At 65.4% G+C, this 17394-nt stretch carries 15 protein-coding genes and 1 pseudogene; 7 read left to right on the forward strand and 9 right to left on the reverse strand.

Annotated elements, in window-relative coordinates:
- Nucleotides 1-4: 4 nt before the first annotated feature.
- From IE116_RS16445 to IE116_RS16475, 7 genes are all read right to left on the reverse strand, one after another.
- Entirely contained in the window at nt 5-2458 is a 2454-nt protein-coding gene (locus IE116_RS16445; protein ID WP_189614024.1) for a sensor histidine kinase, read from the reverse strand.
- A complete protein-coding gene (locus tag IE116_RS16450; protein WP_229828223.1) occupies nt 2455-3363 on the reverse strand; it encodes a DUF4390 domain-containing protein in 909 nt (302 codons plus the stop codon). Before IE116_RS16450 ends, IE116_RS16445 begins: the two co-directional genes overlap by 4 nt.
- Nucleotides 3360-4706 (reverse strand): 16S rRNA (cytosine(967)-C(5))-methyltransferase RsmB, encoded by a 1347-nt coding sequence (rsmB, locus tag IE116_RS16455; RefSeq protein ID WP_189614025.1) that lies wholly within the window; start codon nt 4704-4706, stop codon nt 3360-3362. The genes IE116_RS16450 and rsmB overlap by 4 nt, the downstream gene beginning before the upstream one ends.
- Nucleotides 4706-5668: a methionyl-tRNA formyltransferase gene (gene fmt / locus IE116_RS16460; RefSeq protein ID WP_189614026.1), complete on the reverse strand. Its 963-nt coding sequence runs from the start codon at nt 5666-5668 to the stop codon at nt 4706-4708. Before fmt ends, rsmB begins: the two co-directional genes overlap by 1 nt.
- A 23-nt stretch (nt 5669-5691) precedes the next feature.
- A complete protein-coding gene (def, locus tag IE116_RS16465) occupies nt 5692-6198 on the reverse strand; it encodes a peptide deformylase (protein ID WP_189614027.1) in 507 nt (168 codons plus the stop codon).
- 191 nt (nt 6199-6389) lie between these two features.
- A complete protein-coding gene (locus IE116_RS16470) occupies nt 6390-7082 on the reverse strand; it encodes a fumarylacetoacetate hydrolase family protein (protein ID WP_189614028.1) in 693 nt (230 codons plus the stop codon).
- A 60-nt stretch (nt 7083-7142) separates the two neighbouring features.
- Nucleotides 7143-8114 carry a helix-turn-helix domain-containing protein gene (locus IE116_RS16475; protein WP_229828224.1) on the reverse strand — a complete coding sequence of 324 codons (972 nt, stop codon included), beginning with the start codon at nt 8112-8114 and terminating at the stop codon, nt 7143-7145.
- Between the two features lie 230 nt (nt 8115-8344).
- Between IE116_RS16475 and dprA the strand changes: the two are divergent.
- The 6 genes and pseudogenes from dprA to IE116_RS16505 all read left to right on the forward strand — a co-directional run.
- Nucleotides 8345-9516: pseudogene (dprA, locus tag IE116_RS16480) on the forward strand (DNA-processing protein DprA); the annotation flags it as partial.
- A 278-nt stretch (nt 9517-9794) separates the two neighbouring features.
- The gene (locus tag IE116_RS16485; protein ID WP_189614029.1) at nt 9795-10253 is read left to right on the forward strand and encodes a Smg family protein; all 459 of its coding nucleotides are present in this window, start codon (nt 9795-9797) and stop codon (nt 10251-10253) included.
- 132 nt (nt 10254-10385) lie between these two features.
- Nucleotides 10386-13067, forward strand: a complete 2682-nt coding sequence (locus IE116_RS16490; RefSeq protein ID WP_189614030.1) for a DNA topoisomerase III — start codon at nt 10386-10388, stop codon at nt 13065-13067.
- Between the two features lie 320 nt (nt 13068-13387).
- Entirely contained in the window at nt 13388-13966 is a 579-nt protein-coding gene (locus tag IE116_RS16495) for a hypothetical protein (RefSeq protein WP_189614031.1), read from the forward strand.
- The gene (locus IE116_RS16500; RefSeq protein WP_229828225.1) at nt 13963-14511 is read left to right on the forward strand and encodes a hypothetical protein; all 549 of its coding nucleotides are present in this window, start codon (nt 13963-13965) and stop codon (nt 14509-14511) included. Before IE116_RS16495 ends, IE116_RS16500 begins: the two co-directional genes overlap by 4 nt.
- 151 nt (nt 14512-14662) lie before the next feature.
- On the forward strand, nt 14663-15253 hold the full coding sequence (locus IE116_RS16505) for an SET domain-containing protein (protein ID WP_189614032.1): 591 nt from the start codon (nt 14663-14665) through the stop codon (nt 15251-15253).
- A 126-nt stretch (nt 15254-15379) separates the two neighbouring features.
- Here the strand turns inward: IE116_RS16505 and IE116_RS16510 are convergent, their stop codons facing one another.
- Nucleotides 15380-16123, reverse strand: a complete 744-nt coding sequence (locus IE116_RS16510) for a glycine zipper 2TM domain-containing protein (RefSeq protein WP_189614033.1) — start codon at nt 16121-16123, stop codon at nt 15380-15382.
- Between the two features lie 161 nt (nt 16124-16284).
- On the opposite strand from IE116_RS16510, the gene IE116_RS16515 reads away from it, so the two are divergent.
- The gene (locus IE116_RS16515; protein WP_373303016.1) at nt 16285-16521 is read left to right on the forward strand and encodes a DUF3717 domain-containing protein; all 237 of its coding nucleotides are present in this window, start codon (nt 16285-16287) and stop codon (nt 16519-16521) included.
- A gap of 23 nt (nt 16522-16544) precedes the next feature.
- On the opposite strand, the gene IE116_RS16520 is transcribed toward IE116_RS16515, so the two are convergent.
- The gene (locus IE116_RS16520; RefSeq protein ID WP_229828226.1) at nt 16545-17393 is read right to left on the reverse strand and encodes an NUDIX hydrolase; all 849 of its coding nucleotides are present in this window, start codon (nt 17391-17393) and stop codon (nt 16545-16547) included.
- Nucleotide 17394: the final 1 nt, after the last annotated feature.

Below are 17394 nucleotides of genomic sequence, written 5' to 3' on the forward strand. Positions count from 1 at the left end.
TCTGTTACGCGGATTGCGACCCTGCTGCTACGGCCAACCGGGCAGACCCCGGCGCTGCCGGCTCATCCACCAGCTTGGTAAGAAGTATAGAGACCATCGCTCCACCTTCTGGCCGATTGGCCAGATCGATGCGACCGCCGTGCTCTTCGACAATTTTTTTCACGATGGCCAGGCCAAGTCCCGTCCCCCGTGCCTTGGTCGTTACATAGGGCTCGAAGGCCCGCTGGAGTATGCGTGGCGCGAATCCCGCGCCTGTGTCCGTCACCATCAACCGCACCGTCGCGTGCTCCCGGCCATCCGGCAGCCGCTTATGGATCAGCCGCGTGCTGACGCCCACCCGCTCTTCCAGGACCTGCTTTGGCTGCCCCGCCTCCTCAGCCTTGGCCATGTCCTTTGCCCTATCTTCTATGGCGTCCTTGGCATTGGCAATCAGATTATGTATCACCTGCCTCAGCTGGGTCGCATCCCCTTCGATCTTTGGCAGCCCGGGTGCGAGGTCAACGGACATCAATGTCGGGCGCGCGCCATCGCGCAGCATGCCGTCGGTGCTGTCCCAGCCGTACAGCGTCAGGACTTCGGCCACGAGTTCGTTCAGGTCGAGTTGCTGCATCTGCGCTGGCGGCGTCCGCGCGTATTCGCGGAAGTCGTCCACCATCCGCTGCATCGAACTGACCTGATTGATGATCGTCGTGGTCGAGCGACGCAGCATCTGCGCGTCGGTCGTTTCCAGCTTGTCGGCCAGCTTCATCGCAATGCGCTCGGCCGAGAGCTGGATCGGTGTCAGCGGATTCTTGATTTCGTGCGCCAGGCGCCGCGCCACTTCTCCCCACGCGACGGCCCGGTTGGCGGAAATCACTTCGGTAATGTCGTCGAACACCACCACATAGCCCCCACTTCCGCCGTTGACCGGCAGATGCGATCCTCGAGCCAGCAGAGTAATCGTATTGTCGTCAGGCCGCGCGAACGACATGTTACCTTCGCCAGCCCCGCCCGACGGGGTCTCGCCCGCGGGCGCGCGCACGATTTCGAACTGCTGCTGCCAATGCGTGCGACCGGTGTCGGCCGCGGCATGTTCGGCGAACGCCGTACGGATCACATTGGCAAAGGTCGTCAGGCCGTCGACGGTTTCCAGGGGACGCCCGGTCACCGCGCGCAGGTCCACCCGCAGGATGCGCTGCGCGCCGTGGTTGACGGTCGCGACGCGGAAGCCTTCGTCGAAGACCAGCACGCCTGACGACAGGTTCGACAGGATGCTTTCGAGGTAGACGTTGGTGCGTTCGAGCTGGCGGCGGTTGGTTTCCACCATATGCCGCGCGTCGTCGAGCTGGCGCGTCATGGCGTTGAACGAGCGAGTCAGCTGGCCGACTTCATCTTTGGATGGCGGCTCGGGAATCGGCCGGAAGTCGCCCACGCCGACGGCTTGCGTGCCTTCGGCCAGCCGCAACAGCGGGCGAACCAGGCGGGACGAGAGCGCAAACGCCGCGCCGATGGCCGAGAACACGGCCAGCAGCAGCGCCAGCGTGAGGGTGATGCCGTAGAGCTTGCGCAGGCCCGTGCGCGACAGGGACAGTTCCTGATAGTCGCGGTAGCCCGCCTGGACTTCCTCGGCGTTGAGCGCGATCTGCTCGGGCACTGGCTGCAACAGTTGCAGATAGCGCGACTCGGCCGGCGACACGGTGGGCAGGTCGAGCGAGCTTTGCGGCGCGATCTGGATGATCACGCGCAGCCGCAAGGCGTCGGTGTTCTGCGCGTCGCGGGTGGTGCCCATCGGGCCCTGCTCGCTTTCCAGGGTCAGGGTGCTGGGGGCGCTGTTTGCTTCAGCGGCGCTGTAGCCGCGCGAGATGCGCAACTGGCGCAGGATCTGCGGCGGCGGGCTGTCGGGCACCAGGGTGCCGTACACACTGGTGGACCAGGCGATGATGCGGCCGCTGGCGGTGAACACCATGGCGTCTTGCGCGCCGACCTGCTCGCGCAGGCGGGTCAATGCCATCGACATGCTCGCATCGGCCGTGTCGCCCAGTTCCAGCGACATGGTCCGCGCACGGGCGTTCAGGTCCTGCAACTGGGAGTCGAGTGCCGCGCGGCCCAGATTCAAGCCGGATTCCAGCGCGGCATCGACCCTGACGTTGAACCACGATTCGATCGACCGCGACAGGAACTGCACCGACAGCATGTAGATGAGCACGCCGGGCACCACGCCCACCAGGGCGAAGGCAAGCGCAAACCGCGCCGTGAGCCGGGCGCCGAACTGACGCTTGCGCAACTGGCCCTTGAGCCGCAAGGCCAGTGCCGCGACCCACAGGAACAGGATCAGGGCAACGACGCCGTTCAGGCCCAGCAGCACGTTGTACTGCTGCTCCAGGCGGCTGGAGTTGCCCGTGGACCAGGCAAGCAGGAACAGCAGCGCCAGGGCGCTGACCGCGGCGATGCCGAGCAGGATGCGCATCAGCCGGCTCATGGCGCCTCGGCCGGCGGCGTGCCGGAAGGGGCGGCGTTGCCATTGTGGGTACCGGCGGGCGCCGGGCTGCTGGCGTTGGGCAGCACCGTGCTGCCGCTGGCGCTCCCGCGGGTGCCGTCAGGCAAGGCCAGGCCCAGGCTGGACGATCCATTGGACAGCGACGGTGCCCCCATCGACCCGCCGGGGGTCGGGGTCATGCCAGGGGACGTGCCGTTGGACGGCGTCGTGCCGTTGGGCTTGTCGGCGGGTTTGTCGGCAGGTTTGTCCGCGGGCCGGTCCGGCACGGGGGGCGGGGGCGGGGGCGTTGGCGGCGCGACGGGCACGGGCGGCAGCGTTTCGCGCACAACCTGTACCGAAAATTCCGTCCACGGCGTGGCCAACGACCAGTCGCTGCTGTTGAGCGCGTTGACCTGGAAGGCCTTGGACAGTTGCGAGACGTCAAAGCGCACCCGCATACGGCCTTCGTGATTGGCCCCGGGCTTGAACGCGTCCTTGTCTGCAATTCGCCAGTTGCGGACATGCCGGACCACCGACAGCGCTTCGGACAACGAACTGACCGGCAACGCCAGGCTGCCGCTGCTGACCCGCCATTGATGGGTAAGGGGGTTGTGGGCGATCCGCCAGGTCTGCGTGGCGCTGAGCACCGTTTCGTCGAACCAGTACCAGCGCGGCCGGTTGATCTCGACTTCGACCGTAAAGAAGAGGGGGAGCCCCCGTTCGGCCGCGTCTTCGAGCTGGTTATTGAGGTTGAGCGAGACGTCGGCGTTCAGGACCAGGTCGCGGCCGCGTTCGGCCAGCGAGACGGCCTGGACCATGGGTGCATCGGCGGCGCTTACCCTGCCGCCCAGAAGCAGCATGACGGCAGCGGCCACCAGCAGGAAGCGAACGATGCGTAGCAGTGTCACACCTTGGCGAACAACGCGTAGAAGAAACCGTCGTGCTGCTCGCCAGGCGGTGCGGACACTGGGCTGGGCAGCAATTGACCGGGTGCGGGCAATCGGGTGGCATCGGAGTGACGGGTCAGGAAGGCTTCGGCCTGACGCGCGCCCTCGGCAGGAAAGATCGAGCACGTCACGTAGAGCAATTTACCACCGGGGGCCACCACCCGCCACAGCGCATCGGCCAGTCTGGCCTGCAGGACGGCGGTGCGGGTGACATCTTCTTCACGGCGCAGCCAGCGGATGTCCGGATGCCGGCGCACGATACCCGATGCGCTGCACGGCACGTCAGCCAGCACGGCGTCGAACGGCTTGCCGTCCCACCAGGCGTCCACATCGGCGATGTCGGCAGCCATCGTACGTGCCGTCAGCCCGAGTCGCGCCAGGTTTTCATCCACTCGGCGCAGGCGGGTCGCATCGACGTCGATGGCCAGCAGGTCGATATCGGCCTGTTCGAGCAGGTGGGCGGTCTTGCCGCCCGGCGCGGCGCAGGCGTCAAGCACCCGCATGCCGTCCTTGACCTGCAGCAGCGGCGCCGCCAGCTGCGCGCCGGCATCCTGCACCGACCACCAGCCTTCGGCAAAGCCGGGCAGCTGCTGGACCGGACGCGGCTGCAGCACGACGATGCCGTCGTCCCCGGCCGGAGCGACAGCAATGCCCTGTTCGTTGAACGCGGCCAGCACCGCATCGCGCGACATCTTGCGGCGGTTCGCGCGCAAGGTCAGCGGCGCCTGCCGGTTGGCGGTGCGCAGCAGGTCCTGCCAGTTGTCCGGATAATCGATGCGCAGGCGGCGCACCCACCAGGATGGGTGATTCCAGGTGGCTTCGCCATTATTGGCCAGGCCATCCATGATCGCGTCGCGTTCCCGCAAGAAGCGGCGCAGGCTGCCGTTGACGAGTCCCTTGTAGGACGCCAGCGATGGCTGACCGGACGCGGCGCGAACCGCCTGGTCCACCACGGTATGCGGCGCATAGTGAGCGCCCGCTGACCCGGCAGCCTGCTCCATGCCGTCCCCCGGCACCACCAGCGCGAAGGCGACCAGCAGCAGCGCGTCGAGCAGGGGGTCGGTCGGATTGCGGGGAATCAGTGCCTGCTTGACTGCGCGCGCGCGGCCCAGCTGCCGCATGACGTGAAAGGACACGGCCTGCACCGCCGGCCGGTTGGCAGCGGGGGTCCTGGCGATGGCGTCCGTCAGCGACGTGCCGGCCAGCACCGCCTGCAGCGCTTTGGCGGCGCCCAGCAGAATGTCGGACAGGGGAGCGGATTGACCGGTCGTGGCCGGACCAGGCCGGGGAGGGGTAGACGACATCAGGGGGTTCCTCCACCAAGGCCGCGGACGAACACGTCGACGGGCTGGCGTTTGCCGCCAGCTTTTTGCAATTCGAGCAGGCGCAGCGTGCCATCGGCGGTCGCGATGTCAATGCCATCGGGCGCCAGGCGCACGACCGTGCCGGGGGTGGGATCGGTTTCAGATACAGGGGCTTGGCCGGGCACTGCCGCGGCCTTCCACACCTTGACGGGATCGGGCAGCATCGGCAGCCGCAGCGTTGCGCCAGGGACCGGATCGAAGGCGCGGACGCGGCGCGCCAGGACGGCGGCGGGCTGCGTGCAGTCCAGCGGCGCTTCGGCCTTGTCCAGCTTGGCCGCGTAGGTCACGCCGTCGGCAGGCTGCGGGGTGGCGGGCAGATCGCCCGCCTCGCGCCGCGCCAAGGCATCGACAATGGCCGTGCCGCCCAGGGTGGCGAGCACATCGTGCAATTGCCCGGCCGATTGCGTCGGCAGGATGGGCGTCGCGGCCACCAGCAGCATGTCGCCAGTATCCAGGCCGGCGTCCATCTGCATGATGGTGATGCCGGTTTCGGCATCGCCTGCTTCGATCGCGCGCTGGATGGGCGCCGCGCCGCGCCAGCGCGGCAGCAGGCTCGCGTGGATGTTCAGGCAGCCCAGGCGCTGCAGGTCCAGCACCGATTGCGGAAGGATCAGGCCGTAGGCGGCCACGATCATGGCGTCGGCGTTCACTTCCTTGAGCGTCTCGTGCGCGGCGCGGGCTTCATCGGGATATTTGCCGTCCAGCCGCAGGCTGCGCGGCTGCGCCACGGCAATGCCGGCGTCGAGCGCGGCGGCTTTGACTGGGGAAGGAGTGAGCTTGAGCCCGCGACCGGACGGACGGTCGGGTTGGGTCAGCACCAAGGCGACGTCATGACCGGCGTCGATCAGGGCTCGCAACGCCACCCTGGCGAACTCCGGCGTACCGGCAAAAACCAGGCGCATCTGAATCCTGAATCTGAAAGAAATTAAGCGGGTAGCCGCTCGAGTTTGCGCATTTTCGTCTTGATGCGCGTCTGCTTCAGGTTCGACAGATATTCCACGAACACCTTGCCTTCCAGGTGATCGAGCTCATGCTGGACACAGACGGCGAGCAGGCCTTCGGCGTCGAATTCGTAGGGTTCGCCTTTTTCGTTCAGCGCCCGGACCGTGATCTGGGAAGACCGTGCCACTTCATCGTAGATGCCAGGCACCGACAGGCAGCCTTCTTCATAGACCTTCGTGTCGTCGCTCTTCCAGGTGATTTCCGGATTGATGAGGACCAGCAGATCGCTTTTGTCTTCGGACACGTCGATCACGACGATCCGTTCATGCACGTCCACTTGCGTCGCGGCCAGGCCAACGCCCGGGGCGTCATACATGGTCTCGGCCATGTCGCGCACGATGCGGCGGATTCGGTCATCCACGACGGCCACCGGCTTGGCTTTCTTGTGCAGGCGCGGGTCGGGATAGGTCAGGATAGGAAGCAGGGCCATGGCAACAACAACGAATTCGCAGGGATCTTTGATACAGGGAAAATGGGGTCAGGGCCCCATGAATGCAAGCCCAAGATACCACAAGCGTCCGAGTCGTCGCGAGTTGGCGCCCCGGACGCCATGGCGGGTCCGGGGCGGGCACGCTGCAGGGCGCGTCAAAGCGAGTCGCTGCGGCGATACCGCGTGCCGCTTCAGCGTGCTACATAGTGCACGGTCAGGTCACCGACGCCATCGATGTGCGCATGCAGGGTGTCACCCGCTACGCAGGGGCCGACGCCAGCGGGCGTGCCGTTCAGGATGATGTCGCCGGCTTCCAGCGTCACGAAGCGCGACAGGTAGGCGATGGTTTCCTCGACGCGCCAGATCTGCTGGTTCAGGTCGCCTTCCTGGCGGATGTCGCCGTTGATCTTGAGCCAGATCGGACCGGCGTCCGGATGGCCGATCTCGCTGGCCGGCTTCAGGGCGGACACGGGGCACGACTGATCGAAGCCCTTGGCCAGTTCCCACGGGCGCTGCATTTTCTTGGCGACCGACTGGATGTCGCGGCGGGTCATGTCGATGCCGACGCCGTAGCCGAACACGTGCGACAGGGCGTCTGCCTCGTCGATGTCCGTGCCGCCCTTGCCCAATGCCACCACCAGTTCGACTTCGTGGTGAAGGTCTTGTGTCTGCACCGGGAAGGGCAGGTCGCCACCGTTCGGCACCACGGCATCAGACGGTTTGGAGAAAAAGAACGGCGGTTCACGATCGGGGTCGTGACCCATTTCGCGTGCGTGGTCGGCAAAGTTGCGGCCGACGCACCAGATCCGCCGGACCGGGAACACGGCGTCGGTCCCTTCCACGGGAATCGCGGCGATGGACGGCTGGGGGATGACGAAATTCATGACATTTCCTGTAGGACTGCCGGGCGGCCTGCCACCCGGGCGTTGAATGTGGGCGCCAGCTTATCGGTCTTCGGAAGACAGCGACAGGGACGCATGTGTGATTCGCTTGGACAAAACCGGGGGCTCGACCGCCTGGCGGGCCGTGGCGCGGAACGCGACCGGGCTTGCGCCGCAGACCTGGCGGAATCGGCGGGAGAAATAGGCCTCGTCCGTGAATCCCACCTGGCGCGCGATGTCGGAGACGCGCAGCGACGTCTGCATGAGCAATTCCTTGGACTGTTCGATCCGCCGTTCCGTGACCAGATCGACAAAGGTGCGGCCGGTTTCCTTCTTGATGAGGTGGGCCAGATAGTTCGGCGACAGGCAAGCCGCGGCGGCCGCGCTGTCCAGCGTCAATCGTTCGGCCAGATGCTCGCGGATATGCCGGATCACGCGGGCCATGGCCTCGCGCCGGCCATGATGCGACGTGCCTGCGCCTGCTGCCTGTTCGATCTGGCCGGCATACTTCCGGCAGACCAGGCCGATCAGCAGGAGCAGGCGCGCGCGCAGCGTTTCGAGCGTGTAGAAGCCGCGCTGGGCGTTGTCGGCGCTCATTTGCTCGCACAGGCGCAGCATCTCGGCCCGGTCGTCGCCATCAAGCTCGAAATCCATGGATTCTTGGGCAAGAAACGGCGCCAGTTCCGGCGCGCGGGCCAGGGGAACGTCTTCCAGGTCGAGCGGATCGACGTCGAGATCGCTGCGCAGGAAGCGCTGGCCGAAGCTGAGGATGTAATAGAGCGACCCCGGCGGATGCGGCACGCAATGCATGCGATACGGCAGCACGAACGAGAGCATGCCCGGGCGGAATGGCCGCACGGTGGCGCCGATATGCTGCTGCGTATCGCCCGCCAGGTTGATCTGGATCTGGAAATACGCATGACGATGCGGCGCGGCAAGCGGGTCGCGGGCGTTTTCGCGCCGGATGTCGAAATCCAGGTGCTGCGCCCGTTCCTGCATCGTGTAGGTCCGGATCCCGGCGGCCATGTGGCCCATGCTGTTTCCTTGTCCTTGTGTCCTGGTGCCGGCGCACGCACACCGTGGCCAGACAGAAAAAGTATAGCCACTTCGACACCGCCTCCCGTCGTCCACGGACGTTTATGTCCATGCGTAGAAATGGCCTTGGACACTTCTGTCCGGAACCGCCCTGCCCGGCTGCCCTGCCGTGGTCTAGTGACGAACACGGTCATCACGACCTTTCACGACTTTGCGGCGTCTGTCCTGCCATGCCTTCCCTTTCTGCTTCCAAGTCCCTCGCCGCCTGGCTGCGGCTGTCTTTCGAACCTGGCGTCGGTCCGATCACCGCCTATGGCCTGCTGCAGGAGTTCGGGCCGCCCGACCAGTTGTACGCGCAGGGCCTCGACGCCCTGTCCGCCAAGCTGCCATTGCCCTTGGCGCGCCAGCTGGCGGCGCCTGCCGACGATGCGACCCGGCGGCGCATCGACGACGCCCTTGCGTGGGCCGACCGGCCCGGAAACTACCTCATGACGCTGAACGACCGCCACTACCCGCCCGCGCTGCTGGCCACCCACGATCCCCCGACCCTGCTGTATGTAAAAGGGCTGCCGCCGCTGCTGGGACGCCACGGGCTGGCCATTGTCGGCTCGCGCAATGCCACGCCGGACGGCCTGGGCCATGCGCGCGAGTTCGCCCAGCACCTGGCGGGCCTGGGCTATACGATCGTAAGCGGGCTGGCGCTGGGCATCGATGCCGCCGCGCACGAAGGCGCGCTTGCAGCAGGCGCCGACGGCGGGGGCACGCTCGCCGTCGTCGGCACCGGCGCCGATGTCGTCTACCCACGCAGCACCGCGGGCTTGCCCAGCGGATCGCCGACCAGGGCGCGATCGTGTCCGAACTGCCGCTGGGAACGCGCGCCCTCGCGCACCACTTTCCCCGCCGCAACCGGCTGGTGGCCGGGCTGTCAAAGGGCGTGCTGGTGGTCGAAGCCGCCGTCCATAGCGGATCGTTGATCACCGCCCGGATCGCCGCCGACATCGGCCGTGACGTGTTCGCCATCCCGGGATCGATCCATTCGCCGCTGTCCCGCGGCTGCCATGTCCTGCTGCGTCAAGGTGCCAAGCTGGTGGAATGTTCGCAGGACATCGTGGATGAGCTGGCTGACCAGCCGCCTGGCGCGCAAGGATCGTTGCCGCTCGACCCGCAACTCGACGCGGGGGCGGCGCCCCGGGGCAGCGGCGCGGGCAGCCGGAACGCGTCGGTGGCGCTGCCCCCGCTTTCAACTGAGGACCTGGCCCTGCTGCGGGCGATGGGCTTTCGCGCGATCAGCCCTGACATGCTTGCGCAGCGCCTGGGCGTACCCATCCAGGAGGTGCAGGCGCGGCTGCTGCCGCTGGAGTTGAAGAACCGGGTGGACCGGCTGTCCGGCGGCAGCTACCAGGTCGACAGCCAGGTGGCCAAGGCACTGGCAGCGCAGATGGCGCAGGAAGCTCAAGCCATGCGACCCGAGGGTGACGACGGCGAGCAGGACCCGGGATTGACGGGTGATGACGGGGTACCGGCCACGGACTCGAACCCGATTGCCCGGCCGATCAAGGCGGACTTCCATGCCTGACGTCCAAAACGCCACACCCGTCGTGCAAACCACGCAACGCTTTGGTGCATATTTGCCTAGGGCGGCGTTTCAGCGTAGAGTTAAGCGAGCCTTTACTGTGATATATGTTCGATATTCTCGTCTACCTCTTCGAGAACTACTTCACGCCGGAAGCCTGTCCGGACCCGGATACGCTGGCGCGAAAACTCGCCGCTGCCGGATTCGAAGACGACGAAATCGACGATGCTCTGTCGTGGCTGTCCGGCCTGGCAGAAACCACGCATCGTTGCGTCGATCTTGCCCTGGTTCCAAGCCAAAGTACCCGCATCTACGCCGATGCGGAATACAGCGCGCTCGGTTCGGAAGCGATCGGCTTCGTGAGTTTTCTCGAGTCTGCCGGCGTCCTGTCGGCCCCCTTGCGCGAGATCATCATCGATCGGGCAACTGCGCTCATCGAATCCCCGGTACCCATCGAAAAACTCAAAATTATTGTGCTGATGGTACTGTGGAGCCAGGAAACCGAGATCGACAACCTGATCCTGGAAGAGCTGCTCGAAGACGGCAGCGCGCGCCAAATCCACTGATTTTCCGCACTCGCAGTCTTGCGTTGCCGGCCATGCCGAGCACCCCCGACTTGCACTGCTTAAAAATCCCCCCGTATCATCCGGCGCTTCGACGCACTTTATTTGGCGTCGGCTCTGTTCAACTGGATTTCAATGGGCAAGACACTGATCATCGCCGAGAAACCCTCGGTAGCGCTGGATATTTCGCGAGCCCTGGGCGGCTTCAAGCGCGAGGGCGAATACTTCGAAAGCGACGAACACGTCCTTTCCTCGAGCGTTGGCCACCTGCTGACGCTTGTCGCACCCAACGACCCGGTCAAGGGCAAGTGGAGCTTTACCCATCTGCCGGTGATTCCGCCCGAATTCGGACTGGGTCCTGCCGACAAGCGTTCGGAAGAACGCCTGCGCCTGCTGGTGCGCCTGTTGAAGCGCAAGGATGTCGACGCCGTCATCAACGCCTGCGATGCGGGACGTGAAGGCGAACTGATCTTCCGCTACATCGTCCAGTACGCCAAGACGAACAAGCCGATCCAGCGCCTGTGGCTGCAGTCCATGACGCAGCAGGCGATCCGCGACGCGTTCAACGACCTGCGCAGCGACGCCATCATGCAGCCGCTCGAAGCGGCAGCACGGTCGCGCGCCGAGGCCGACTGGCTGGTCGGCATCAATGGCACGCGGGCCATGACCGCGTTCAACAGCAAGGACGGCGGCTTCTTCAAGACGCCGGTCGGGCGCGTGCAGACGCCGACGCTGGCCATCGTGGCCGAGCGAGAGGAACGCATCCGCAAATTCGTGTCGCGCGACTTCTGGGAAGTCCGGGCGCAGTTCGCGGCAGCCGCTGGCACCTATGACGGGCGCTGGTTCGACCCCAAGCACACGAAAGACCCCCTCGACCCGGAAAAGCGCGACTCGCGCGTCTGGACGCAGGCGGCGGCCGACGAAATCGTGGCGGCATGCCGCGATGGCGTGGGCAGTGTCACGGAAGAATCCAAGCCGTCCAGCCAGCTTTCCGGCCTGCTGTATGACCTGACCACGCTGCAGCGCGAAGCCAACTCGCGGTTCGGCTTTTCGGCAAAGACCACGCTGTCGCTGGCGCAGACGCTGTACGAACGCCACAAGGCCCTGACCTACCCGCGGACCGATTCGCGTTATCTGCCGGAAGACTATATCCAGACGGTCCAGCAGACCATGCAGACGCTGACCGAAAGCAAGCCGGCCTATGCGCAGCATGCGTCCACGATCATCAAGAATCAGTGGGTGCGGCCCAATCGCCGCATCTTCGACAACAAGAAGGTGTCGGATCACTTTGCGATCATCCCGACCCTGCAGGCCCCGCGCGAACTGAGCGAGGCCGAAGCCAAGCTGTACGACATGATCGTCAAGCGCTTCCTGGCCGTGTTCTTCCCGGCCGCGGAATTCCTGCTGACGACCCGCATCACGGAAGTGAATACGCATCGGTTCAAGACCGAAGGCAAGGTACTCGTCAATGCCGGCTGGATGGCGGTGTATGGCCGCGATACGGTCGGCGAGGACGCAACGCTGACGGCCGTGGCGCCCGATGAGAAGGTCAGGACGCAGAACGTCGAAGCCGTAGGCCTGGCGACCAAGCCGCCGGCGCGCTACACCGAAGCCACGCTGCTGTCCGCCATGGAAGGCGCCGGCAAGCTGGTGGAAGACGAAGAATTGCGCGAGGCCATGTCGGCACGCGGACTGGGTACGCCGGCAACACGGGCAGGCATCATCGAAGGCTTGATCAACGAGGTGTACCTGCGCCGCGAAGGCCGCGAACTGGTGCCGACCGCCAAGGCGCGTCAATTGATGACGCTGCTGTCGGGTCTGGACGTGGACGAACTGACGTCGCCCGAACTGACGGGCGAGTGGGAACACAAGCTCAGCCAGATCGAGCAAGGCCAGCTGGCGCGCGAAGCCTTCATGCAGGAAATCGCGCGGATGACGGAAGTGATCGTCAAGCGCGCGAAGGAATACGACCGCGACACCGTGCCCGGCGACTACGCGACGTTGACGACGCCCTGCCCCAAGTGCAGCAAGGTCGTGAAAGAAAACTACCGCCGTTATGCCTGCACGGCGTGCGATTTTTCGATCGGCAAGCACCCGGGCGGCCGGACGTTCGAGCAATCCGAGGTCGAAGAACTGCTGGCCAAGAAAGAGATCGGTCCGCTCAATGGGTTCATCAGCAAGATGGGCCGGCCCTTCTCGGCGATCTTGCGCATCACCGACGAATTCAAGCTGGAATTCGACTTTGGCCAAGCCGATGATGAAGCGGCTGAAGCCATCGATTTCTCAGGCCACACACCGGTCGGCCCGTGCCCGAAATGCTCGCATCGGGTGTTCGAATGGGGCATGAGCTATCTGTGCGAAAAGTCGGTCGGGCCGGAACGCAGTTGCGACTTCAAGTCGGGCAAGGTCATCCTGCAGCAGGACATCTCGGCCGAGCAGATGGGCAAGCTCCTGAACGAAGGCCGCACCGACCTGCTGCAGAACTTCGTGTCCAGCCGCACCAACCGCAAGTTCAAGGCCTTCCTGACGCGGGGTCCGGACGGCAAGGTCGGCTTCGAATTCGAGCCACGTCCAGCCAAGCCGGGCAAGGCGCCTGCCAAGACCGCGACGGGCGACGCAGCCGAAGCTGGCACAAGCCGCGCGCCGGCCAAGAAGGCGCCAGCGAAGAAGGCAGCCGCAAAAAAGACTGCGGTGAAAAAGACCGCAGCAAAGAAAGCCGCCACAACGAAGACCGCTGCAACGAAGACCGCTGCAAAGAAAGCACCGGCCAAGAAGGCAGCCGCCAAGAAAGCGGCAGTCAAGAAAGCCGCAGCCTGAGACGGCTTGAGACCCAGGACCGGCGCCGTTCCAGGTCTCGACCTTCAAGCCGCAGAAGTCAAAAGCCCATGCCCATGCATGGGCTTTTTTTCGCATGGCAGAGCACGACCCTGAGCGCTCTAACCATCAGCAACAACTCCCCCCGTTCTCCTTACAACCCCGGAGCGCCTTGAACGGTTGCACACCACAGTCCAACCGGAAGGCACGGGGTAGACTCAATGCGCTCGTACGCGCCCGTTTCCTGCTGCAAGCTTTGCCCACGCACGTTTCTCGCCGCACGTTCCACCCGCGCGTCTTCACCCGTTACCCACGAGGTCAGCATGTCGTTCAATGCCCCCCCCATCACCGCCCTGCTGGCGGCCCGCAACGCCGACACGCGTCGTATGCCGTCCGTCCCGCTGCTTGCCCTGACATTGATCGCCGCGCTGTCGACCAGTGCGTGCAGTTCCCTCTTCCATGAAGGCGCATCGACCGCAGCCGGTATCGGCGGTGCGGCGATTGCGTCGCAGGTCACGACCAACGCCACCGTTGCATCGGGCATTGGCCTGGGTGTGCTGGCCGCTGCCGAAGCAGGCGTAAAACATGTCGAACGACGTTATCACCGCAATCAGCAGGACCGCATCGCGCAAGTCGCCGGCGGCTTGTCGGTGGGCCAGGTCGCGCAGTGGGAAAGCTATCACCGCCTGGAGATAGAACCCAACGTGCGTGGCCGCGTGACCGTCAATCGCGAGATGGGATCCGGCGCGCTGATGTGCAAGGAGATCGTCTTTTCCGTCGATGACGTGAAAGACGAAGTGCCGCGCAGTGGCTTTTACGTGGCGACGATCTGCCGCGATGTGAACGCGTGGAAGTGGGCGTCGGCTGAACCGGCGACCCAGCGTTGGGGAGCCTTGCAGTGATCCCCGCCGTAGCGTGTACCGCGCAGGCGCAGCCCCGCCGCTGGCTGCGCGTTGCCGTCATGACAGCGTCGATGTCGGCCGTTGCGGTGGTGATGAGCGGCTGCGGATCGGTCGGGGGCTTTACGGGCGCGGCGGCCGGCATCGTGACCGGCGCGGCGACGGGCAACCCGGCCATCGGTATCGGCGTGGGTGTGGCCGTGCGTTCCGCGACCGATGCGGGCATGGCCAAGGTGTTCCGCGACATGCAGCGGGCCGAGCAGGACCAGGTCGCGCAGGCCGCCGGCCAGATGGCCGTGGGTGAAAGCCGGCTGTGGTCGGTGCATCACCGCTTTTCGTACAACGACGCGCGAGGCGAAGTCACGGTCTTGCGCAACATCGACAACGCGCTGTCTGCGTGCAAGGAAGTCGCGGTATCGGTCGAGGGCGGCAAGAAGGATGCGGTCACGTGGCAGTGGTTCACGACGCAGGTCTGCCAGCATTCGAACGGCGCCTGGCAGTGGGCCGCGGCCGAACCGGCCGTCGAGCGGTGGGGATCGTTGCACTGATAGCCTGTCCTGATCGCCCATCCTGACCGCATACACGACTGCCCAGGCAGCATGCCATGCGACAATCCGCGAACCCGGCGCATCGACCGACCATCGAGCCGCCAGGGTTTGCACTCTTTCGTCCTTCAGCGCTTTTTTTCTTGATGCGTCAATGACAAGCCAGCCCGCCACTTCTTCCCGCAAGCCGTCCTCCAAGAGGCCGGCTGACACGTCCACCGACGCTGCGCTCGATGTTTTAGCCGACGACGCCAACGACACGTTCGACGCGAACGGCATCCCGCCCAAGACCTGGCATGTGGTCAAGCGCTCTCGCATTCACGGAAACGGTATCTATGCCAAACGCAAGATCCCGGCGGGCGTGCGGATCATGGAGTACATCGGCGAGCTGATCAGCAGCGCCGAAGCGGACCGCCGTCACCCGGTCAATCCGGACGATCCTTTCCACACGTTCTTTTTTGCGCTGGGTACCGGCAAGGTGATCGATGGCAGCCGGGGCGGCAACGATGCGCGCTGGATCAACCATTCCTGCGAGCCCAACTGCGAGACCGAAGAGACGGACGATGGCCGCATCTTCGTGGTGTCCCTGCAGCCGATCCCGCGCGGTGAAGAATTGTTCTACGACTACGGCCTGGTGATCGACGCGCGCTACACGCAGAAGCTGAAGGACGAGTACAAGTGCCTGTGCGGCTCGGCGCATTGCCGCGGCACGATGCTCGCGCCCAAGGCGCGCAAGCGCAAATGACATCCGTGCACTGACGGATCAAGTCAGTGCACGGATTGATCAGACGAAGGCGCCCCGCGTCAGCTGGCGTCGCGGCAACAGGCACTGACCGATGTCTGCCTTTCGGGAAGACGCAAGGCGCGGACCTTATCCGGCGTCGTTCACGCGCACCGACTGCATGCCGGACTCGACATTGCGCGCACTGACACGGCCGTTGTTCACCCGCACGGCATCGCCTTCGCGCCAGTTGTAGGGCGAGGCGCTGCGGAAGGTGCGCGTCGTGCCGTTGTCCATGCGAACGGTCATCTGATAGCTGGTCGTGCTGCGCACGTGCTTTTCAGCTTCGTGACCGGCCAATGCGCCACCAGCGGCGCCCAGCAGCGTCAGTGCCGTGCGGCCGTTACCGCCACCGAACTGGTTACCGACCAGACCGCCGACCACACCACCGCCCACTGCACCCACGCCGCTGCCCTGGCCTTCAACCTTGACGGCGCGCACGCTGGTGACGACGCCGCAATCCGAGCAACGGTTCACGGCAGCAAGCCGTTGAGGGGCCGGCTCGGGTGCACGTTCAACAGGTGCGCGCTCGATGGGTGCACGGTCTACCGGTGCTGCGCTGCGCACCGGCGCGGCGGCAGTTGTGGTGGGACTCTTGCCGAAGCGGCTGGCCACGGTATCGGCTTCGCGTTCGCGCGCATCGGCGCTGAGCTGCGTTTCCGGACCGGACTTGGCCATGGGCGAAGGCAGCACGCCCGTCATGACGGCAACGGCCACGCCCGACATGATGATGAGGCAGACCGCTGCAGCGGCGATCAGCGGGTGCAGGGACACTGCGCCGCGTTCGCGCTTCAGGACGGGGAATGGGGCGCCAAGGCGTTTGAATGGGGACATGATGATGCTCCGCACGTAAGATTCACGTAAGGTACATCCAAGCCTGTTCCAAGGCTGTTTCCGGCACGCACAAGCTCGGCAGGTTTGTGTTTCGAGCATGTCCAAATGTGACGGGCTGTTGCGCGGGTGCCGCGTGGATGGGCCAGAATAGGAACATGCACATGACCTTGAACGACATCGAGCAAGCCATCAACTTCTGGCGGCAGCGCCATCCATCGACCGGTGAAGAGCAGCGGCTATGCGCCGAAGCCAACGCGCTGGCGACCCCGTACGCGCTAATGATCATGGCGCATCAGCGCGAGATCGACCTGGAGACGTTGCCGAAAACCGCGCAACGTGCGCTGGCCGTGTGGTTCGAACATCGGACGCGCCAGGCGCAGCAGCAGGCGCAGCAGTAAAACGCGTCGAAGTCGTCACCCGGTCAACGCGGCAGCGCCAGCCGCCTCAGCGCATCCCGACCAACGCCTGTCTCGATCCCGCGCGCGTCCAGGCTCAACAACAATGACAGGGACGCCTCCAGCGTAAAGGCGCTGTCGGCCAGCATGCTCAGCACTTCCTGCACGGACGCGGCCCGGATGGCCACGACTTCGCCATCCTGGTTGTCTGGCTGGATGCTGCTGTCGAGCACACAATCCACGACGGTCACGATCTCGACCTGATAGCCCTCGGGCAAGACGCGCTCGACCCGGAACTGGCCCACGCGATGGCCTGTGGCCAATGCCGATGCGGGCAGGCCGGCCTCTTCCCAACTCTCGCGCTCCAGCGCAAATTCGGGCGTTTCCCCCGCGCTGATGAGCCCGCCGACCAAGGTGTCCCACATGCCCGGGTCGGTGTTCTTGGTCAAGGCGCGCTGGGCAATCCACAGCTCGCCCTCGGGCGTCCACGCATCCAGATGCACGGCGTGCGTGGCAATGCCCAGGGGGCGCACGGCGGCGCGTTCGATGACGCCGCACACCTGCCCTTTGTCATCGACCACATCGAGCAATTCGTTGCGCCAGCCGTTCAGGCGGCCCGCCGCATACAGGGCCTTGGCCACGCGTTCCATCAGTGCACTGACGGTCGCGGTGGGCCAGCCCAGGGCTTGCACCAGTTGGGCCTGCGACGGCAGGAAGTGCAGCGTGGTGGGGTCCAGCGTAAAGTCGGCGGACAGATCGGTCAGCAATGCAGGGACGTCGGCCGCGACCCAGCCGCAGGCGCGGCCGGCAATGCGCAATTCCAGGGAAGTCGGTGGGACCGGCACCCGGGCCCGGTCGAGAAGAAAATCCAGCACG

This window comes from Pigmentiphaga litoralis, assembly GCF_014651835.1.
Taxonomy (GTDB): domain Bacteria; phylum Pseudomonadota; class Gammaproteobacteria; order Burkholderiales; family Burkholderiaceae_B; genus Pigmentiphaga; species Pigmentiphaga litoralis.